Origin of the sequence: Tardiphaga sp. 709 (assembly GCF_032401055.1) — a bacterium.
Classification (GTDB): Bacteria; Pseudomonadota; Alphaproteobacteria; order Rhizobiales; family Xanthobacteraceae; genus Tardiphaga.
Genome location: NZ_CP135529.1, coordinates 4,042,619 through 4,062,710 on the forward strand (window position 1 = coordinate 4,042,619; position 20,092 = coordinate 4,062,710).

Genomic DNA, 20,092 nt, shown 5'->3' on the forward strand with positions numbered 1-20,092 from the left:
AGTCTGACTTCCTGGTCCAGATCTCTCTGGTCAGGGGATCGCATTCGAGGTTGAGATGCTGGAAGCAATACGCAGGGCGATCTCGTTTCTGCGCGAGAAGCAAATCCTGCACAAGCTCGGTGTCTTGATCAGCGTCGCGGTGATCGGCGTCGCCTGCTACATGCTGTATCACAAGCTGCGGAACATCGACGCTGCCGCCGTTTTCCGGGCGATGAAAGAGACCGAGCCGCGGCTGATCATGCTGTCCGCGCTGTCGGTTGCCGCCGGTTATTTCACGCTGACATTCTATGATTGGTTTGCGGTGCGCACGATCGGTCGCCGCGACGTGCCGTACCGGATCAACGCGCTGGCCGCTTTCACCAGCTATTCGATCGGCCACAATGTCGGCGCCAGCGTCTTCACCGGCGGCGCGGTGCGCTATCGCATCTATTCGGCCTGGGATCTTAGCGCCGTCGATGTCGCCAAGATCGTCTTTCTCGCCGGCCTCACCTTCTGGCTCGGCAATCTCGCGGTGCTCGGTATGGGCATCGCCTATCACCCGGAAGCGGCTAGCGCGATCAACCAGGTGCCGCCATGGATGAACCGTATCCTGGCCTACATCATCCTCGCCGGCCTCGTCGGCTATGTGGTCTGGGTCTGGATGAAGCCCCGCAGCGTCGGCCGTGGCCCCTGGTCGGTGGTACTGCCTGGCGGTCCGCTGACCCTGCTGCAGATCACCATCGGCATCATCGATCTCGGCTTCTGTGCGCTCGCGATGTACATGCTGGTGCCCGCCGAGCCTGACGTCGGTTTCGTTGTGGTGGCGGTGGTGTTCGTCTCGGCCACCTTGCTGGGTTTCGCCAGCCATTCGCCCGGCGGTCTTGGCGTGTTCGATGCCGCCATGCTGGTTGGCCTCGAAATGATGGATCAGGAAAAGCTGCTGGCTGGCATGCTGCTGTTCAGGGTGCTTTATTACCTCGCGCCGTTCTTTATATCAGTCATGTTACTGACGCTTCGCGAGCTTATTATCGGTTCGCGATCGAAAAAGCTGCAGGCGGTCGCGGCGGACGCCAAGCCCGGCGTTGGCCACCCGCTCAAGGAACATGGTCGCTCCGGCGCCTGATATACGTTCGCATTCGCAGCAGGAAGAGATCCGGTTCAGATGGCCATTGAAGCTTCTCCATCGACCATGTTTTCGCCGTGGCCGGACCGGCTGCGGCATTCGGCGATCATCCTGCTGGCCGCCGGCCTGGCGCTGGCCGCATTGGTGTTTTTCGGCGAGTTGTCGCCGCTGCGCGCGGGCATCGTGTTCGTCTGCATCGCCGGCGCGGCGCTGGTGCCGTGGCGGCTGCATGACGTGGTGACGGCGCGCGACGAGGCGCTGGCCGCCAATCCTGTCGAGGCGCCCGCGGTGCGTGCTATCATTGCCGGCATTCCCGATCCCGCCGTGCTGCTCGACCGCGCCGGCCGCGTCATCCATCTCAATGCCGCAGCGGCGCAGCTCGCGCCGGCACTCCGCAAGAACGAACTGGCGCAATTCGCGCTGCGCTCGCCGGAGATCATCACCGCCTTGCGCGAGTCCATCGCCACCACCGAGCCGCGTCGCGCGACCTATCTCGATCACGTTCCGGTCGATCGCTGGATGGAATTGATGATCACGCCGGTGCCGGTTCCGACCGCCTTTGGCGGCACCGACACCTGCATGCTGATGACGTTCCACGACCAGACGCCGCTGCGCCGTGTCGAGGAAATGCGTGCCGATTTCGTCGCCAATGCCAGCCACGAGCTGCGCACGCCGCTGGCGGCGCTGTCCGGCTTCATCGATACGTTGCAGGGACCGGCCAAGGACGACGCCAAGGCGCGCGAGCGCTTTCTCGGCATCATGCATGCGCAGGCGACCCGCATGGCACGGCTAATCGACGATCTGCTGTCGCTGTCGCGCGTCGAGCTGTCGGCGCATGTGCGGCCGGATACGCTGGTGGATATTCTCCCCATTATCCGTCAGGTCGGCGATGGGCTGGAGCCGCTCGCCAACGAGCGCAACGTCAGGATCGAAATGGCGCTGCCGGAGACGCCGGTGTCCATCGCCGGCGATCGCGAGGAATTGTTGAGGCTGTTCGAGAACCTGATCGAGAACGCGCTGAAATACGGCGCATCCGGCGGCAAGGTCGACGTGTCGTTGACCACGGAGTCGACTGCGGAAGGTGTGCCGGAAATCCGCGTCGCCGTGCGGGACTATGGCCCGGGCATCGCCCCCGAGCATCTGCCGCGCCTGACCGAACGCTTCTACCGGGTCGATGTCGGCGACAGCCGCGCACAGGGCGGTACGGGCCTTGGCCTCTCGCTGGTGAAGCACATCCTGAACCGGCACCGCGGCCGGCTGCTGATCGAAAGCGTGCCGAAGAACGGCGCGACTTTTACCGCCGCCTTTCCACAGGTGAAGACGCTGCCGGCGCCTCCCGCCTCCGCGGCATCCTGACGCCCTAAACTCCCTTCGTTCTCCTGCGCCCATAGCGACCGCCCTCGGGCGGTCGGGCAGCGCTGCGCGTCGCTCGGACAGTCAAAAAAGCCCTGGCGGATGGTGCGGCATTGCGTCCGATCACCCTCAATATCGTACCCGCCGTTGTCATACGCGCGCATGCGCGCGAGGCCGGATTCCGCCTGCTGAAACATATTGTTAACCCCTGTGACGGCGGATTTTGACGGCCGGGCATGGCCCTTATGGCAGGGCATTTTCGATGTCATTTGCACGGTAAAATTATCCGCGGAGGCAGAAAAACAAAGCATTTACAGATGCTTGGTGCCGTCATCCAAGTGTCACGGAACTATCATAAAAGCACAATCGACCACCCCTAAACGGGCGGCGTGAGCACAACTGGCGCATCCGGCGCGGTCGCTCACGAGATTGGAGACATCCCATGAAATTCCTCAAAGCGATCGTCGCTGCCGGCCTCGTCGCCGCCTCGACCTCGGCATTTGCCGCCGACATCACGGGTGCCGGCGCAACCTTCCCGTTCCCGGTCTATTCGAAGTGGGCCGACGCCTACAAGAAAGAGACTGGCAATGGTTTGAACTACCAGTCGATTGGTTCGGGCGCCGGCATCAAGCAGATCCAGGCCAAGACCGTAACCTTCGGCGCCACCGACGCGCCGCTCAAGGCTGAGCAGCTCGAGAAGGACGGCCTGGTTCAGTGGCCGATGGTGATGGGCGCGATCGTTCCCGTCGTGAATCTCGAAGGCATCGCCTCGGGCGAGCTGGTTCTCTCCGGCGAAGTGCTCGGCGACATCTATCTCGGCAAGGTCACCAAGTGGGACGACGCTGCCATCGCCAAGCTGAACCCGAAGCTGAAGCTGCCGTCGGCCGCCATCACCGTCGTTCGTCGTTCGGACGGTTCGGGCACCACCTTCAACTTCACCGACTATCTGTCCAAGGCCTCGGCTGACTGGAAGACCAAGGTCGGCACCGGTACCGCCGTCGAGTGGCCGGTTGGCGTCGGCGCCAAGGGCAACGAAGGCGTCGCGGGCAACGTAGGCCAGACCAAGAATGCCATCGGTTATGTTGAATACGCTTACGCCAAGCAGAACAAGCTGACCTATACCGGCATGGTCAACAAGGCTGGCAAGACCGTGCAGCCGACCGTCGCGGCTTTCCAGGCTGCTGCGTCGAACGCCGATTGGGCCAAGGCTCCTGGCTACTATGTCATCCTGACCGACCAGCCGGGCGAAACCTCGTGGCCGATCACTGCTGCGACCTTCATCCTCATGCACAAGGCCCCGACCGACAAGGCGGCCTCGGCTGAAGCGATCAAGTTCTTCAAGTGGTCGTTCGAGAAGGGCGCCAAGATGGCTGAAGAGCTCGATTACATTCCGATGCCGGAACCCGTCGTCAAGCTGATCGAAAAGACCTGGTCGGCTGACATCAAGAGCTGATCTGGTCTGTGGGCGGAGGAGAGGGGCATCTCTCCTCCGTTTGCTGCAGGGCTGAATTTCTTTCTTCTTCTCTTCTGACTTCGCGCCCTGACAAGCCCCTCCAGGGCAATGCGTTTTGGGGTATTGTAACAATTACAGGGGACTGGCGTGGCAGACATGGCCGTACAGAGCTCTTCGATGGACGCTGCCGGACCTTATGATCGTGCGAAGGCTTTGAATGCCTTCAAGACGGGGGACCAGGCGTTCTACTGGATCACCCGCATTTCGGCTCTGTCCGTTCTGTTTATCCTCGGCGGCATCATTCTGTCGCTCATCGTTGGTGCGTGGCCGGCGCTTCGAGAATTCGGCTTCTCGTTCCTGACGACGCAGCGCTGGGCACCGTCGGCTGATCCGCCGGTGCTGGGAGCGCTCGGCCCGATCTACGGCACGCTGATCACCTCGGTGATCGCCATGGCGATCGCCATCCCAGTCGGCATCGGCATCGCGATCTTCCTCACCGAACTGTGCCCGAACTGGCTGCGCCGCCCGATCGGCATGGCGGTCGAGCTTCTCGCCGGTATTCCCTCGATCATCTACGGCATGTGGGGCTTCTTCGTGCTCGGCCCGTTCCTGGCCAACCACGTGCAGCCATTCATGATCAACGCCTTCGAAGGCGTCCCGGTCCTCGGCGTGATCTTCGCCGGCCCGCCGTCCTATCTCTCGCTGTTCAACGCGTCGCTGATCCTCGCCATCATGGTGCTGCCCTTCATCACCTCGATCTCGGTCGACGTGTTCAAGACCGTGCCGCCGGTGCTCAAGGAAGCCGCTTACGGCGTCGGCTGCACCACCTGGGAAGTCGTCCGCAACGTCGTCATCCCCTATACCCGTGTTGGTGTGATCGGTGGCGTCATGCTGGCGCTCGGCCGTGCGCTCGGTGAAACGATGGCGGTGACCTTCATCATCGGCAACTCGTTCCGTATCACAGGCTCGATCTTCGGCCCAGGCACTACGATCTCGGCGGCGATCGCCAGCGAGTTCGCGGAGAGCGACGGTCTGCATCAATCGGGTCTGATCCTGCTCGGTCTCCTGCTGTTCGTGCTGACATTCTTCGTGCTCTCGGCAGCGCGTCTGATGCTGCTGCGTCTGGAAAAGAAGGCGGGCAACTAATATGAACCCGATTTACGCTTCACGCCGTCGCAACGACATGATCATCCGTGGGCTCTGCATGGGTGCCGCTCTCTTTGGCGTCACCTGGCTCGCGCTGATCCTGTTCACGCTATTCTACAACGGTATCGCCGGCATCAGCTTGCAGATCTTCACCCAGAACACGCCGCCGCCCGGCTCCATGGAAGGCGGCCTGCTCAATGCCATCGTCGGTTCGATCATCATGACCGTCATCGGCGTCGGCATCGGCGCGCCGCTCGGCCTGTTCGCCGGCACCTATCTCGCGGAATACGGCAAGCACGACAAACTCACCTCGGTGATCCGCTTCATCAACGACGTGTTGCTGTCGGCCCCGTCCATCATCATCGGCCTGTTCGTTTATGGTGCGGTGGTGGTTCCGATGGGCGGCTTCTCGGCTCTCGCCGGTTCGCTTGCGCTCGCCGTGATCGTGATCCCCGTCGTGGTTCGCACCACTGAAGACATGCTTGGTCTCGTGCCGAACCCGCTGCGCGAAGCGGCCTCGGCGCTCGGCCTGCCGCGCTCCCTGGTCATCAAGCGGATCGCCTATCGTGCAGCCCGCGCCGGTCTCATCACCGGCGTGCTGCTGGCGACCGCGCGTGTCGCTGGTGAAACGGCGCCGCTGCTGTTCACCGCGCTGAGCAACCAGTTCTTCAGCCTCGATCTCACCAAGACGATGGCCAACCTGCCGGTGACCATCAACAACTTCGTGCAGAGCCCCTACGAGTACTGGAAGCAGCTCGCCTGGAGCGGTGCCCTGATCATCACCTTGACCGTACTTGCCCTTAACATTGGCGCGCGCATTCTCGGCGCCGAGAGGACAGCAAAATGAGTGAGCTTTCTGTGTCGTCTGGCGTTCCTTCCGTCTCGATGCCGCCGCCGTCGGCCCTGCAGGGCGAGACCCGTCCCAAGGTCACCGTGCGCGACCTGAACTTCTACTATGGCGAACACCACGCCCTGAAGAAGATCAACCTGACGCTGATGGCGAACCGGGTGACTGCGTTCATCGGCCCGTCGGGCTGCGGCAAGTCCACGCTGCTGCGCATCTTCAACCGTATGTATGATCTGTATCCCGGCCAGCGCGCCGAAGGTCAGCTCATGCTCGACAATCAGAACATTCTGGATCCGAAGCTGGATCTCAACCTGCTCCGCGCCCGCGTCGGCATGGTGTTCCAGAAGCCGACCCCGTTCCCGATGACGATTTACGAAAACATCGCCTTCGGCATCCGCCTCTATGAGAAGATCTCCAAGTCGGAGATGGACGTGCGCGTCGAGAGGGCGCTGCGCGGCGGTGCGCTCTGGAACGAAGTCAAGGACAAGCTCAACGCGTCGGGCCTCAGCCTGTCGGGCGGTCAGCAGCAGCGTCTGTGCATCGCGCGCACCATCGCGGTTCGGCCGGAAGTGATCCTGTTCGACGAGCCGTGCTCGGCGCTGGACCCGATCTCGACCGCGAAGATCGAGGAGCTGATCGACGAGTTGAAGGATCAGTACACGATCGCGATCGTGACCCATAACATGCAGCAGGCTGCCCGCGTCTCCGACAGCACGGCCTTCATGTATCTCGGCGAGCTGATCGAGTTCGATCAGACCAACAAGATCTTCACGTCGCCGACCGATCGCCGCACCCAGGATTACATCACCGGCCGCTTCGGCTGACGCGACATATTCGCGGGAGGAATTTGAGATGGCTTTTGAACACACCACCAAGGCTTTCGACGACGATCTGCAGGAGCTGACCCGTCTCGTCGCCGAGATGGGTGGCCTCGCAGAACGGCAGATCGTCGAATCCGTCGATGCGCTGATCCGCCGGGACGTCGCGCTCGGTGCGCGCGTCGTTGCCACCGACGCCGAGATCGACCAGTTGCAGCGCACGATCGAAGAGCGTGCCGTGCTGACCATCGCCAAGCGCCAGCCCATGGCTGTCGATTTGCGCGAGATCGTCGGCGCGCTGCGCGTCGCCACCGATCTCGAGCGGATTGGCGATCTCTCCAAGAACATCGGCAAGCGCGTCAATGCGCTCGACAGCGATTTCCATCCGCTGAAGCTGATCCGCGGCCTCGAACACATGACTGACCTCGTGACCACCCAGGTCAAGGCCGTGCTCGACGCCTATGCCGCACACGATTTGCCGGCCGCCATGACGGTGTGGAAGGGCGACGAGGAAATCGATGCGATCTGCACCTCGCTGTTCCGCGAACTCCTGACCTATATGATGGAAGACCCGCGTAACATTTCGTTCTGTATCCACCTGATGTTCTGCGCCAAGAACATCGAGCGGATCGGTGACCACGCCACCAACATTGCGGAAACCGTGTTCTACATGATCGAGGGCCAACAGATCCTCGACAAGCGCCCGAAGGGCGACATGACCACATTCGCGAATACGCCGACGGTCTGAAGCATGATCCGGAAAAGTGGAAGCCAGTCTTCCGCAAGGATCATGACCTAAAGGCTTTTCGGACGTCACTGAGGATATTGACCATATGGCTGTGAATGCACGCATTCTGGTGGTGGAGGACGAGGAAGCCCTCACGACGCTTCTTCGCTACAACCTCGACGCCGAAGGCTATGATGTTGAAACCGTCGCGCGCGGCGACGATGCCGACACCCGCTTGAAGGAGCGGGTGCCGGATCTCGTGGTGCTCGACTGGATGCTGCCGGGTCTTTCCGGCATCGAACTGTGCCGCCGTCTGCGCGCACGGCCTGAAACCAAGGCATTGCCGATCATCATGCTGACGGCGCGGGGCGAAGAGAGCGAGCGCGTTCGCGGTCTCGCCACCGGTGCCGACGATTACATCGTCAAGCCGTTCTCCGTGCCGGAGCTCCTGGCCCGCGTGAAGGGCCTGCTCCGTCGTGCAGCTCCCGAGCGTCTCGCCACCGTCTTGGCGTTTGGCGACATCGAACTCGACCGTGACAAGCGCCGCGTCGTGCGGTCCAGCCGCCCGATTGATCTCGGTCCGACCGAATATCGCCTGCTGGAGTTCTTCCTGGAACATCCGGGCCGGGTGTTCAGCCGTGAGCAGTTGCTCGACAGCGTCTGGGGCCGCGACATCTATATCGACGAGCGCACCGTCGACGTGCATATCGGCCGCCTGCGCAAGCTGCTCAATCCCGCCGGTGAGCCCGATCCAATCCGCACCGTGCGCGGCGCCGGCTATGCGCTGGACGATCGCTTCGACAAGGCGGCGGAGTAGATATCTTCCTTCTCCCCGCCTGCGGGGAGAAGGTGGCCCGGCATAGCGCAGCGACGCCGGGTCGGATGAGGGGGACTCTCCATCGGCTTCGGAGTCTGTGGAGCGTCCCCCTCACCCGACGCCCTCATGCTTCGCATGCGGGCCTCGACCTCTCCCCGCAAGCGGGGCGAGGTAAGAAGCCCCAAATAAAAAATGCCCGGCTCATCACCGGGCATTTTCATTTGGTTTAGATGCTTTCCAGCTCAGCGCGTCGGCTTTGGGACCGCGCGGCGGCGGTCGCTGGCCGGCTGATAGGCGATACGCGAGTGATGCGCGCAATAGGGGGCACCGGCCAGGGCCTTGCCGCCGCAGAAATAGAAGTCCGCGCTCGACGGATCGCCGATCGGCCAATGGCAGGTGGCTTCGTTGAGTTCGACCAGCGACAGGCGCTGGCTGATCGGCACGATGTTGTCATAGGCGATCGGGTCGGGCTCGGCCTCGATCTCGTAATTATGGGCCAGCGCGGTATTGCCGCGCGCCATCGGGCGGGCGACGCGTACCATCTGCTGCGCCGGGCGCGCCTTGCGCTGCCGCGGAGCTGCCGAGGAGGGGCTCTTGGCACGACCGGACAGGCCAAGGCGGTGAACCTTGCCGATCACGGCGTTGCGGGTCACGTTACCGAGTTCCGCAGCGATCTGGCTGGCGGAAAGGCCGCCTTCCCAGAGTTTCTTCAACTGTTCGACGCGATCGTCGGTCCATGTCATTACCGTCATCGCCGTTTTCCCTTCGTGAGCGCCGGCCTGACCGGGCAGCGCTGCGAGTTGAGACTTCAAAAATCCCTGCGGTCAGAATCCTTTAGCGCTCACCGGGCGCGAATTTCGCGTCCGGCTGTTACGCCGCACTGGATGTGTCAAAAGGATCTACCGCCGCACGAGATGTCGTATCCGACGAGGCAAAAGCTACAATATGCCGTGACTCGCGCGCAAGAGTCGGGCATGCCGCGTCCACATGCTTCTGCAAGTAAAGCTGCAAAATCGGCTTTTTCTGCGACTCCGTGTGACTCGAAAGCCGCAGTGCGCGGTTGACAGTCTTCACAGCACACATAGAATAATGCCCACGTGCCGCCCGAGAAGGGCGGCACGTTTCGTTTCTAGGGTCCGTTGTTCGATTTCGCACAGTTGTCATCGACGCGGCCGCAGTCTTTTCGATCGGATCGGTTATGACCAGCAACGCAACGTCTTCGCCCCTCTCTCAGGCTCACTTGCTGCCTGTTTTCGCGCGTGCGGATGTCGCTTTCGAGCGCGGTGAAGGCGCGTGGCTGATTGGAACCGATGGCGAGCGCTATCTCGATTTCACCAGCGGCGTCGCCGTGAACGCACTTGGCCATGCGCACCCACATATGGTCGCCGCATTGCAGGAGCAGGCCACCAAGCTCTGGCACATGTCGAACCTGTTCAAGAGCCCGGACGGCGAGCGCCTCGCGGCCCGGCTGTGCGAACAGAGCTTTGCCGACTTCGTGTTCTTCGCCAATTCGGGTGCGGAAGCGATGGAATGCGCGATCAAGGTGACCCGGCACTATCATTTCTCCAAAGGCCATCCCGAGCGCACGCGCATTATCACCTTTGAAGGCGCGTTCCATGGCCGGACCCTCGGCACGCTCGCCGCGACCGGCGCTGCCAAATATCTCGAAGGCTACGGCACGCCGCTCGACGGCTTCGACCAGTTGCCGCTCGGCGATATCGAAGCCGTGAAGAAGGCGATCGGTCCGAACACCGCCGGCATTCTCATCGAGCCGCTGCAGGGTGAAGGTGGCGTGCGTGCGCCGAGCAACGCGTTCTTCGGCGCATTGCGCGAACTCTGCGACAAGAACGGCATCCTTTTGATATTCGACGAAGTGCAGACCGGCATGGGCCGCACCGGCGAGTTGTTCGCCTATCAGCGCATCGGCGTGACGCCTGATGTGATGTCGCTGGCCAAGGCGCTCGGCGGCGGCTTCCCGATCGGCGCGTGCCTCGTCACGGCGGAAGCGGCTGAAGGCATGGCGCCCGGCTCCCACGGCTCGACCTTTGGCGGCAATCCGCTGGCGGTGGCCGCGGCGAATTCCGTGCTCGATATCATGCTGAAGCCCGGCTTCTTCGACCATGTGAAGAAGATGTCGCTGTTGCTGAAACAGAAACTCGCAGGCGTGGTCGATGGCCATCCAGATGTGCTCAGCGAAGTGCGCGGCGAAGGTCTTCTCATCGGCCTCAAGGCTGTCGTGCCGGCGGGCGATCTCGTGGCCGCACTGCGTGACGCGAAGCTGCTCACCGTTGGCGCCGGCGATAATGTCGTGCGCTTCCTGCCGCCGCTGATCGTCAGCGAGGCCGAGATCGAGCAGGCCGTGCAGCGGCTGGAACAGGCTTGCGTGGCTCTCGGCTCATCCGCCAAGGCATCTGCAAAGACGCAGGGAGCCGCGTGATGAGCACGTCACCGCGGCACTTCCTCGATCTCACGGCCGTGCCGGCCAGTGAGTTGCGCAATATCATGAACGCGGCTGCCGCCATGAAGGCGAAGCTGAAGGGGCGGGATGGCACCAATGCCGAGCCCGATCGTCCGCTCAAGAACAAGACGCTGGCGATGATCTTCGAAAAGCCGTCGACGCGCACCCGCGTGTCATTCGAGGTCGGCATGCGCCAGCTCGGCGGCGAAGTCGTGATGCTCACCGGTGCCGAAATGCAGCTCGGTCGCGGCGAGACCATTGCCGACACCGCACGCGTACTGTCGCGCTTCGTCGACATCATCATGATCCGTATCCTCAATCATGACTCGCTGGTGGAGCTTGCGGAAAATGCGACGGTGCCGGTCATCAATGGCCTGACGCGGTTCTCGCATCCCTGCCAGGTGATGGCGGATGTCATGACCTATGAAGAGCACCGTGGTCCGATCAAGGGCCGGACCGTGGCCTGGACCGGCGATGACAACAATGTGTTGATGTCCTGGGCGCATGCGGCCGAGCGCTTCCAGTTCAAGCTCAATATCGCGACGCCGCCGCAGCTGTCGCCGAAGAAGCCGTTCAAGGACTGGGTCAAGGCTGCAAACGCGCCGATCACCTTCAGCGACGATCCCGATGCGATGGTGAAGGGCGTCGATTGCGTCGTCACCGACACCTGGGTGTCGATGGGCGACAAGGACGGCGAGACCCGCCACAACCTGCTTAAGCCCTATCAGGTCAATGCGCGCCTGATGTCGCTGGCCAAGCCCGATGCGCTGTTCATGCATTGCTTGCCCGCCCATCGCGGCGATGAGGTCACCGACGAGGTGATCGACGGTCCGCAGTCGGTGGTGTTCGACGAGGCCGAAAACCGTCTGCATGCGCAGAAGGGCATTCTGGCCTGGTGCCTCAACGCGGTGGCGTGATCTTTTCTTCCCCTCTCCCCGAGCGCAGCGAAGCTGCGCGCCGTGGGAGAGGGTGGATCGAACACGCGAAGCGGGTTCGAGACGGGAGAGGCATATCCACAAGCGCCGAGCTTTGCGGCTATCCCTCTCCCGCCTTCGCTTCGCTCAGGCACCCTCTCCCACTGCGCGGAGCTTTGCTCCGCTGGGGGAGAGGGGAAGAAGCCGTGCGTCACCTGGATTTCCCGGTTCCATCGCCCCCTTTCACTTGCGGCCCTCCGCCCCCAAATAGAGCGCCATGACCCCATCAAATCCAAATCTCCAGCCCGACGCCCCCATCCGCGCGCCGTCCTCCGTTCCGGTCGATGACGCGGTGCTGCCCTTTGAGGTTGCGCCGCTCGATCTGCGCGGGCGGCTGACGCGGCTTGGCCCGGCGCTCGACGAGCTGCTCGCCAAGCATGATTATCCCGCGCCGGTGGCCAAGCTGCTCGGCGAGGCGATCGTGCTGACCACGCTGCTCGGCTCGTCGCTGAAATTCGACGGCCGCTTCATCCTGCAGACCCAGACCGACGGTCCGGTGTCGCTGATGATCGTCGACTTCCGCGCGCCCGATAAAATGCGCGCCTATGCGCGGTTCGATGCCGAGCGCCTTTTGCCCGGTCTCGGCACCGCGGCGCTGCTCGGCAAGGGCCATCTGGCGATGACCGTCGATCAGGGGGCGGATATGAGCCGCTATCAGGGGCTCGTCGCGTTGAATGGCGGCACGCTGGAAGATGCCGCGCATGAATACTTCCTGCGCTCCGAACAGATTCCGACCAAGGTGCGCCTCGCCGTCGGCGAAGAATGGCGCAGCGGCGAGGAAGGCGGCCCGAAACATCGCTGGCGCGCCGGTGGCATGCTGCTGCAGTTCCTGCCGAAGGCGCCGGAGCGCGTGCAGCGCGACCTCCATGCCGGCGATGCGCCGGAGGGCGCGACCGTGGATGCCGTGCCGGAAGATGACGCCTGGGTCGAGGGCCAGTCGCTGATTGGCACCGTCGAGGATGTCGAGCTGATCGATCCGGATCTATCCGGCGAGCGGCTGCTGTATCGCCTGTTTCACGAGCGTGGCGTCCGCGTGTTCGCCCCATCGCCGCTGCGCGCGGAGTGTTCCTGTTCGCGCGATGCCGTGTCCGGCATGCTCAAGAGCTTCGAGCCGCAGGACCGCGCCGATATGGTCAAGGACGACAAGGTCGTCGTGACCTGCGAGTTCTGTTCGTCGGTGTACGAGTTCACACCGCAGGAAGCGGGCGTGGAGTAGGCATTCGCCCGCGTCCTCCCGACTCAAGCTCGTCATTCCGGGGCGCATGAAAGCGGCGAAGCCGCTGAAATGCGAACCCGGAATGTCAGAGTGTTTGGCGCTGAACAGGTCAGGATTCCGGGTTCACGTGCGCGAAGGCGCGCCCGTGCCCGGGAATGATAGCTTGGCGCGCCTAAACATTTTTTCCTATCTCTAATTGACAACATCCCTCCATGGACTATATTCCCCATCGTCCTGCCCCACCGAGAGGGGCGATCGCGATCGTCACGTTCGCGGGGTGGGATGCGGTGGACGCCGGAGATGCGGCGTTACGCGGTTTGGGGGTGACGTCTGTCTTCGGGCAGGACGGATCTGCGCCAGCACTGCCACTGGCAAGGAGACGGCCGACCTTCGGACGGAAAGACCCTCTGGACAGTGTGACGGACGACCAACTCGAAACGCGTCCGGCTTACTCGCTTGAGGCTCCCTGTCCCTCCGCCGTGGGACCATCATTTTGGTGATCGGACCGTTCGCCAAGGCAAAGTGCAAGCAGGCTGAAAAAACACCGTATGCGGAACGTCGGGCACTTGCTCGGCGCCTCCGAAAGTCCTGATGCACCAACTTTGCGGAAGACCGCATTCGCATCAGGCCCAAGGGTGCAACGGGCACCCGGCGTTCCGCACGCCCTCTCGCAAGGGGGCGGGAATGCGAAGCACGACGGCGCCCCCGCGCCGCAAACAATGGGGGCGATGACGCATGTCTGAAGGACAAGGCTCTCCAGAACAGTGGCTGTTTGACAGTTGAATCTGCGATGGCGCACAGGCGCCAGCGATATCCCCCTTCAGCGCAGCTTCGCCGCTTGAGGGAGGGAGAAGAAGACCTGCCCCTAATTCAGCACACGCTTCCTGTCCGGTCCGTCCAGCGAAAATAGCGGCACGTCGATCTCGAACGGCTCACCGGTATCGGTCACCATCTGATAGGTGCCTTCCATGAAGCCGGACGTCGTCGGCAGCGGCACGCCCGATGTGTATTCGAAGCGTTCGCCGGGGCCGAGCACGGGCTGTTCGCCGACGACGCCTTCGCCGCGCACTTCCTGCATGCGGCCGGCCGCATCGGTGATGATCCAGTGGCGGGTCTTCAGCTGCACGGTCTCTTTGCCGGCATTGGTGATGACGACCGTATAGGACCAGAAGAACTCGCGCTTCTCCTGCGACGAGCGTTCGGGCATGAAATTCGGTTCGACGGTGACTTCGATCTGTCGTGTTATGGCGCGGTACATGGCGGTGTCATCGTTCAAAATACGTCGCAAGCATAGCGAAAACCGCGCCTTTGGCCAAATCACGTGAAGTTCGGCGTCCAACGCCGGCGGGCCATCGCTGTTTCAACATAGTTACCGCATAATCGATCCCTGATTTGGTTATGACGTGACGGATCGTCCCATGCAAATGGCCTGCGTGTGGTGGGACGGTTAATTTTCATTATGCGACGATTGCCGTTGAGCGGTGCTGAATGACCTCTGTTGTCGATCCGATCGCCGACCAGCTCCACGCAGACACGTCAATGCACGTATCCGCGTCGCGGGCCTCGGCGCGTGCCGATACCGTGTCGCTTCCCGTTGCAGGCACCGAGCGTGAGTTGCGTCTCGATCTGTTTCGCGGGCTGGCGCTGTGGCTGATCTTCATCGACCACCTGCCGCCGAATATCCTGACCTGGCTGACGATCCGTAATTACGGTTTCAGTGACGCTACCGAGATCTTCATCTTCATCTCCGGCTATACCGCCGCTTTCGTCTATGGCCGCGCGATGCAGGAGCAGGGCACGCTGGTCGCCAGCGCGCGCATCTTCAAGCGGGTCTGGCAGATCTATGTCGCCCACGTCTTCCTGTTCACGATCTTCCTCGCGGAAATCTCCTATGTTGCGACGCGGTTCGAGAACCCGCTCTATTCCGAGGAAATGGGAATTCTCGATTTTCTCAAACAGCCCGATGTGACCATCGTTCAGGCGCTGTTGCTAAAATTTCGCCCGGTGAACATGGACGTGTTGCCGCTCTATATCGTCCTCATGCTGTTCCTGCCGCCGATCCTCTGGCTGATGCGGCGCCGCGCCGATCTCACGCTGGCGCTGTCGGTCGGTCTTTATGCGCTGACCTGGGAATTCGACCTGCATCTGACCGCCTACCCGAACGGCGTCTGGGCCTTCAATCCGTTCGCCTGGCAGTTGCTGTTCGTGTTCGGCGCCTGGTGTGCACTGGGCGGCGCCGTCAGGATGTCGCGGATACTGTCATCCAACATCACGCTGTGGCTCTGCGTGGCCTATCTTCTGGCGGCGTTCTGGGTGACGCTGACCTGGTACATTCCGCAGATCCATCATCTGCTGCCGAAGGTCATCGAGCAGTGGATGTATCCCATCAACAAGACCGATCTCGACGTGCTGCGCTTCGCCCACTTCCTGGCGCTGGCGGCGCTCACCGTCCGTTTCCTGCCCAAGGAGTGGCCGGGGCTGAAATCGGTCTGGCTGCGGCCGATGGTGTTGTGCGGCCAGCACTCCCTCGAAATTTTCTGTATCGGGGTGTTCCTGGCCTTTGCCGGCCATTTCGTGCTGGCTGAGGTCGCCGGCGGAGCCGGCATGCATGCCCTGATCAGCTTCCTCGGCATAGTTGTTATGTCAACCGCCGCCTGGGTGTTTTCGTGGTACAAGGGCGTCACTGTCAAAGGCGGATCCCGCGCCAAACGATCCGACGCGGATCTCGCAGGAGGGGAAGCATGAAGGCCGTTCTGCGGCTCACGATGCTGGCTGGCCTGCTGGTGGCGGCTCCTGTCCGGGCCGAACCGCCCGCGCATACCTGTGAGGTTCCTGCCTACCTCCTGACATCCGAAAGCACCCTGCCCAAGGTCGAGGCCGCGGCAAAACCGGGCGGAAGGCTCGATATTCTGGTCATTGGCAGCCGATCCTCGGTGATCGGGGTCTCCGACCACTCCGCGGCCTATCCGAACCGGCTACAGACCTATCTCAAGGAGAAGCTGCCGGGCGTCGAGGTGAACGTGGCGCTGGAACTGCAGGTCAAGAAGACCGCCGAGGAAATGGCTCCGACCCTGGAACAGCTGGTGACGGACAAGAAGCCGAACCTGGTGATCTGGCAGACCGGAACCGTGGATGCCATGAAACAGGCCGACGCCGAGGACTTCCGGAACGCCCTGGATGAGGGCGTTGCCGTCATGCAAAAGGCCGGAACTGACGTCATTTTAATGAATCTGCAGTACAGTCCGCGCACGGAGACGATGATTTCCGGCTCCGCCTACCTAGATAATATGCGCGTGGTGGCGCAGCAGCACGACGTCCCGCTGTTCGACCGTTTCGCCATCATGCGGCACTGGAATGAGAGCGGTGATTTTGACCTGTTCAGCGCGTCGCCCGGCATGGAGCTGGCGAGGCGGGTGCATGATTGTCTTGGCCGGGCGCTTTCGACCTTTGTCGTCGATGCGGCCAAGATCAAAGCAGCGGATTTGAGGATTCAGCGTTAATGAGTTTCGTCGGCCATTTGTCTCGCTTTGCTGTCGTCGCTGCCTTTGCCGCCTCTACGACTCTCGCACTCCCGATCTCATCGTCCATCGCGCACGCCGAAGCGGCGCAGGCCGCCCCGGCTGACAGCAAGGGCGCCGACCAAAGCGTTGCGGTCAATGATCCCGCGGACGCCGCGAAGAGGGGCGTCGCTGCGAAGGCCATCGACAAGGTCAAGGAAGTCGCAAAGACCGCTACCGATATCTTGAGCCGCGTCCCCTGCCGCGCGCCGAAAGGCGGCATGAAGGCGATGGGCGCGCTGCCGCATGTGGCCAGCAAGCTTGTTGCCGGCAAGCCCGTGGTCATTGTTGCGTTCGGTTCGTCCTCCACCGAAGGCTACGGTTCGACGGCGCCGGAATTCACCTATCCGAACCGCCTCGCAGCGCAGTTGCATCGCGCCTATCCCTCGGCCAATATCACCGTGCTCAACCGCGGCAAGGGCGGCGAAGACGCGCCGGAAATGATGGCGCGGTTGCAGAGCGAAGTGATCAATTCGAAGCCTGATCTCGTGATCTGGCAGGTCGGCACCAATGCGGTGCTGCGCAATCTCGATCCCGGCGAAACCAGCAAGATGGTGGAAGACGGCGTCGCCCGCATTCAGGCGGCGGGCGCCGATCTGGTGCTGGTCGATCCGCAATATTCGCCGCTGGTGAATACGCGTCCCGAAGGCACCAGCAAGATGGTCTCGCTGCTGCATAAGGTGGCCGAACTGCGCAAGGTCGGCATCTTCCCGCGCTTCGAAGTGATGAAGGAATGGCACGAAGGCCAGCAGATGTCGTTCGACAGCTTTGTCATTGCCGACGGCCTGCATATGAACGATTGGGGCTATGCCTGCTTCGCGCAGTTGCTCGGCGACAACATCATCAAGTCGGTCGGCCAGGTGAAGCTCGGCATCAACGAGCCGCAGATTCAGCAGGCGCAGAAGCCGCTGTAAGTTCGAAGAGGGGCGAATACCTCTCAGCCGTCATTGCGAGCCTTGGCGAATTGCGAAGCAATTCGTTTGGGCGAAGCAATCCAGTCTTGCTTGAAAGAAAGTCTGGATTGCTTCGTCGCAAGTGCTCCTCGCAATGACGATGGAGAGATTGGCTAAGCCTTCGCCAGCGCCGCTTCAAGATCCTCGATCAGATCGTCACGATGCTCGAGGCCGGCCGAGAAGCGGATAAAGCCCTCTGTGATCCCGAGTTCGAGCCGTGCTTCCAGCGGCAGGCGCTGATGCGTCGTCGTCGCCGGATGCGTGACGAGGCTCTTGGCATCGCCGAGATTGTTGGAGATCCGGGCGACCTTCAGCTCATTGAGGACGCGGAACGCCGCTGCCTTGCCGCCCTTCACCTCGAAGCCGATCAGCGTCGAGCCGGCGCGCATCTGCTTCTTCACCGTTGTCGCCTGCGGATGGTCCTCGCGGCCCGGATAGATCAATCGCGAAATCTTCGGATGCTGGGCCAGCACATCCGCGATCGCCGCGGCCGTCTGGGTTTGCCGCTCGACGCGGATCGCCAGCGTCTCCAGTCCCTTCACCAGCGTCCACGCATTGAATGGTGAGATCGAGGGGCCGGTCTGGCGCAGATAGTTATGAATATGCTCGTCGATGAAGTCCTTCGACGACAGGATGATGCCGCCGAGACAACGTCCCTGACCGTCGATGTGCTTGGTTGCCGAATACACGACGACATCTGCACCGAGCGCCAGTGGGCTCTGCCAGAGCGGCGTCGCGAACACGTTATCGACAATCAGTCGCGCGCCGCCGGCATGGGCGATGTCAGCGATGGCAGATATGTCGAGCACGTCGAGCGTCGGATTTGTCGGACTTTCCAGGAACAGCGACTTGGTGTTGGGGCGCATCGCCTTCTGCCACTGGTCGAGGTCGAGGCCGTCGACGAGGGTGAATTCGATGCCATAGCGCGGCAGCAACTCCTCGATGACGTAGCGACAGGACCCGAACAGGGCTTTCGCAGCAACGACGTGATCGCCCATGCGCAGCGGCGCGAGAATGGCGGTGGTCACGGCGGCCATGCCGGTGGCCGTCGAGCGCGCAGCCTCCGCACCTTCGAGGTCGATCATGCGGCTCTCGAACATCGACGTATTCGGATTCGAAAAGCGCGAATAGATGAAACCGGGATCTTCGCCCTTGAACCGCGCCTCGCAGGCTTCTGCGGTCTCGTAGATGAAGCCCTGCGTGAGGAAGAGGGCTTCGGACGTCTCGTTGAATTGTGAGCGCAGCGCGCCGGAATGAACGAGCCGGGTTTCGGGGCGATAGGACTTCGTAGACATGTGACCTCCAACGTACCCGCGTAACACGGGCACAAAAAACCGGCCTGGACGGACGTCCTCAGGCCGGGATCGCATGCTGGAAGGACATGTGTCCCCGGCCTGTTTAGCGACTTATTTTACGTGGCTGCAAGCCGGCCGGCTCAAATCACCACGGGATAACGATGTGCATATTCCCGCTTGCCCTTTTCGTCAAGGCGGGGCTGAGATAACCGGTAAAGTCGCTATTTTTCAGTGTATTCTCGCTGAAGGACGACCGAAGGACGAGACCTGTGCCGTTTACGCTTGCCCCCGATGCCGATGGAATTCTGCCCGACCGCATGATTGCAGCGATGGCCGATGCTGGCCTGATCCTGCCGGAATATCCCTTCGTCGAGAGCCAGATCCAGCCTGCCAGCCTCGATCTGCGGCTCGGCTCCATCGCCTATCGCGTGCGCGCCAGCTTCCTGCCGGGGCCGAATTCGACCGTCGCCGAGCGCATCGACGAGTTGAAGCTGCACGAGATCGATCTGTCCGACGGTGCGGTGCTGGAGACCAACTGCGTCTACATCGTGCCGCTGATTGAAAGTCTGGCGCTGCCGCCGAACATCTTCGCCGCCGCCAATCCGAAGAGCTCCACGGGACGCCTCGACGTGTTCACGCGGGTGATTGCTGATGGCACCAGACGGTTCGATGTGATCGGTGCGGGCTATCACGGGCCGCTCTATGCCGAGATCAGCCCGAAGACATTTCCAGTCCTGCTGCGCGAAGGCTCGCGTCTGTCGCAGGTGCGCTTCCGCGTCGGCGATGCGGTGCTCGATACCGAAGCGCTGGAAGAACTCCACGCGCAGGAGCCGCTAGTTGATAGCGAGACGGCGGATCTGAACAACGGCCTCGCACTATCGGTCGATCTCTCTGGCGAAAACGCCTCGGGCTTCGTCGGCTACCGCGCCAAGCGTCATACCGGTGTGGTCGATATCGATCGTCGCGGTGGCTACAGCGTCAATGAATTCTGGGAGCCGATCTCGGCGCGCAAGGACGGCACGCTGATCCTCGATCCCGGCGAGTTCTACATTCTCGCCTCCAAGGAAGCGGTGCAGGTGCCGCCGGACTATGCCGCCGAAATGGTGCCGTTCGATCCGCTGGTCGGCGAATTCCGCGTGCATTATGCCGGCTTCTTCGATCCCGGCTTCGGCCATGATGGCGCCGGCGGCAAGGGCTCGCGCGCCGTGCTCGAAGTGCGCTCGCGCGAAGTGCCGTTCATTCTCGAACACGGCCAGATCGTCGGCCGTCTGGTCTATGAGCGCATGCTGGATCGTCCGGATGCCCTCTATGGCCAGCGCATCGGCTCAAATTATCAGGGCCAGAGCCTGAAACTTTCGAAGCACTTCAAGGTCTGA

The 20,092-nt window shown here is 62.2% G+C and carries 18 protein-coding genes and 1 riboswitch; of the genes, 15 read left to right on the plus strand and 3 right to left on the minus strand.

Features of this window, described 5'->3' with window-relative positions:
- Positions 1–55: 55 nt before the first annotated feature.
- The 8 genes from RSO67_RS19695 to phoB all read left to right on the plus strand — a co-directional run bounded on the left by RSO67_RS19695 (position 56) and on the right by phoB (position 8,263).
- Positions 56–1,102, plus strand: coding sequence for a lysylphosphatidylglycerol synthase domain-containing protein (locus RSO67_RS19695; RefSeq protein ID WP_315840217.1), 1,047 nt, complete (start codon positions 56–58; stop codon positions 1,100–1,102).
- Between the two features lie 39 nt (positions 1,103–1,141).
- Complete coding sequence (locus RSO67_RS19700) at positions 1,142–2,458, plus strand: ATP-binding protein (protein ID WP_315840218.1); 1,317 nt, start codon at positions 1,142–1,144, stop codon at positions 2,456–2,458.
- A gap of 439 nt (positions 2,459–2,897) precedes the next feature.
- On the plus strand, positions 2,898–3,908 hold the full coding sequence (pstS, locus tag RSO67_RS19705) for a phosphate ABC transporter substrate-binding protein PstS (RefSeq protein WP_315840219.1): 1,011 nt from the start codon (positions 2,898–2,900) through the stop codon (positions 3,906–3,908).
- Positions 3,909–4,055: 147 nt separating this feature from the next.
- On the plus strand, positions 4,056–5,054 hold the full coding sequence (pstC, locus tag RSO67_RS19710) for a phosphate ABC transporter permease subunit PstC (RefSeq protein ID WP_086937148.1): 999 nt from the start codon (positions 4,056–4,058) through the stop codon (positions 5,052–5,054).
- A 1-nt stretch (position 5,055) separates the two neighbouring features.
- Positions 5,056–5,901, plus strand: a complete 846-nt coding sequence (gene pstA / locus RSO67_RS19715; RefSeq protein WP_089266762.1) for a phosphate ABC transporter permease PstA — start codon at positions 5,056–5,058, stop codon at positions 5,899–5,901.
- Positions 5,898–6,725: a phosphate ABC transporter ATP-binding protein PstB gene (gene pstB, locus RSO67_RS19720; protein ID WP_315840220.1), complete on the plus strand. Its 828-nt coding sequence runs from the start codon at positions 5,898–5,900 to the stop codon at positions 6,723–6,725. The genes pstA and pstB overlap by 4 nt, the downstream gene beginning before the upstream one ends.
- Before the next feature lie 28 nt (positions 6,726–6,753).
- Positions 6,754–7,467 (plus strand): phosphate signaling complex protein PhoU, encoded by a 714-nt coding sequence (phoU, locus tag RSO67_RS19725; protein WP_315840221.1) that lies wholly within the window; start codon positions 6,754–6,756, stop codon positions 7,465–7,467.
- Between the two features lie 91 nt (positions 7,468–7,558).
- Positions 7,559–8,263 carry a phosphate regulon transcriptional regulator PhoB gene (gene phoB / locus RSO67_RS19730; protein WP_068737970.1) on the plus strand — a complete coding sequence of 235 codons (705 nt, stop codon included), beginning with the start codon at positions 7,559–7,561 and terminating at the stop codon, positions 8,261–8,263.
- A 242-nt stretch (positions 8,264–8,505) separates the two neighbouring features.
- On the opposite strand, the gene RSO67_RS19735 is transcribed toward phoB, so the two are convergent.
- Positions 8,506–9,015, minus strand: coding sequence for a GcrA family cell cycle regulator (locus RSO67_RS19735; RefSeq protein WP_068737968.1), 510 nt, complete (start codon positions 9,013–9,015; stop codon positions 8,506–8,508).
- Between the two features lie 446 nt (positions 9,016–9,461).
- Between RSO67_RS19735 and RSO67_RS19740 the strand changes: the two genes are divergently transcribed.
- From RSO67_RS19740 to RSO67_RS19750, 3 genes are all read left to right on the plus strand, one after another.
- A complete protein-coding gene (locus RSO67_RS19740) occupies positions 9,462–10,700 on the plus strand; it encodes an aspartate aminotransferase family protein (RefSeq protein ID WP_175369590.1) in 1,239 nt (412 codons plus the stop codon).
- Positions 10,700–11,638, plus strand: coding sequence for an ornithine carbamoyltransferase (gene argF, locus RSO67_RS19745; protein ID WP_315840222.1), 939 nt, complete (start codon positions 10,700–10,702; stop codon positions 11,636–11,638). Before RSO67_RS19740 ends, argF begins: the two co-directional genes overlap by 1 nt.
- A 274-nt stretch (positions 11,639–11,912) precedes the next feature.
- Positions 11,913–12,911, plus strand: coding sequence for an Hsp33 family molecular chaperone (locus RSO67_RS19750; protein ID WP_315840223.1), 999 nt, complete (start codon positions 11,913–11,915; stop codon positions 12,909–12,911).
- Between the two features lie 865 nt (positions 12,912–13,776).
- Here RSO67_RS19750 and apaG read toward each other — a convergent pair.
- Positions 13,777–14,169 carry a Co2+/Mg2+ efflux protein ApaG gene (gene apaG, locus RSO67_RS19755; RefSeq protein WP_315840224.1) on the minus strand — a complete coding sequence of 131 codons (393 nt, stop codon included), beginning with the start codon at positions 14,167–14,169 and terminating at the stop codon, positions 13,777–13,779.
- A 230-nt stretch (positions 14,170–14,399) separates the two neighbouring features.
- Between apaG and RSO67_RS19760 the strand changes: the two genes are divergently transcribed.
- The 3 genes from RSO67_RS19760 to RSO67_RS19770 are packed head-to-tail and all read left to right on the plus strand — an operon-like array spanning position 14,400 to position 17,382.
- Positions 14,400–15,656 (plus strand): OpgC domain-containing protein, encoded by a 1,257-nt coding sequence (locus RSO67_RS19760; RefSeq protein ID WP_410001760.1) that lies wholly within the window; start codon positions 14,400–14,402, stop codon positions 15,654–15,656.
- On the plus strand, positions 15,653–16,411 hold the full coding sequence (locus RSO67_RS19765) for an SGNH/GDSL hydrolase family protein (RefSeq protein ID WP_315840225.1): 759 nt from the start codon (positions 15,653–15,655) through the stop codon (positions 16,409–16,411). The genes RSO67_RS19760 and RSO67_RS19765 overlap by 4 nt, the downstream gene beginning before the upstream one ends.
- Positions 16,411–17,382, plus strand: coding sequence for an SGNH/GDSL hydrolase family protein (locus tag RSO67_RS19770; RefSeq protein WP_315840226.1), 972 nt, complete (start codon positions 16,411–16,413; stop codon positions 17,380–17,382). Before RSO67_RS19765 ends, RSO67_RS19770 begins: the two co-directional genes overlap by 1 nt.
- A gap of 152 nt (positions 17,383–17,534) precedes the next feature.
- On the opposite strand, the gene RSO67_RS19775 is transcribed toward RSO67_RS19770, so the two are convergent.
- On the minus strand, positions 17,535–18,716 hold the full coding sequence (locus tag RSO67_RS19775) for an O-succinylhomoserine sulfhydrylase (protein WP_315840227.1): 1,182 nt from the start codon (positions 18,714–18,716) through the stop codon (positions 17,535–17,537).
- Between the two features lie 82 nt (positions 18,717–18,798).
- Positions 18,799–18,878: riboswitch (SAM riboswitch) on the minus strand.
- 107 nt (positions 18,879–18,985) lie between these two features.
- Here RSO67_RS19775 and RSO67_RS19780 point away from each other — a divergent pair.
- The gene (locus tag RSO67_RS19780) at positions 18,986–20,092 is read left to right on the plus strand and encodes a 2'-deoxycytidine 5'-triphosphate deaminase (RefSeq protein WP_315840228.1); all 1,107 of its coding nucleotides are present in this window, start codon (positions 18,986–18,988) and stop codon (positions 20,090–20,092) included.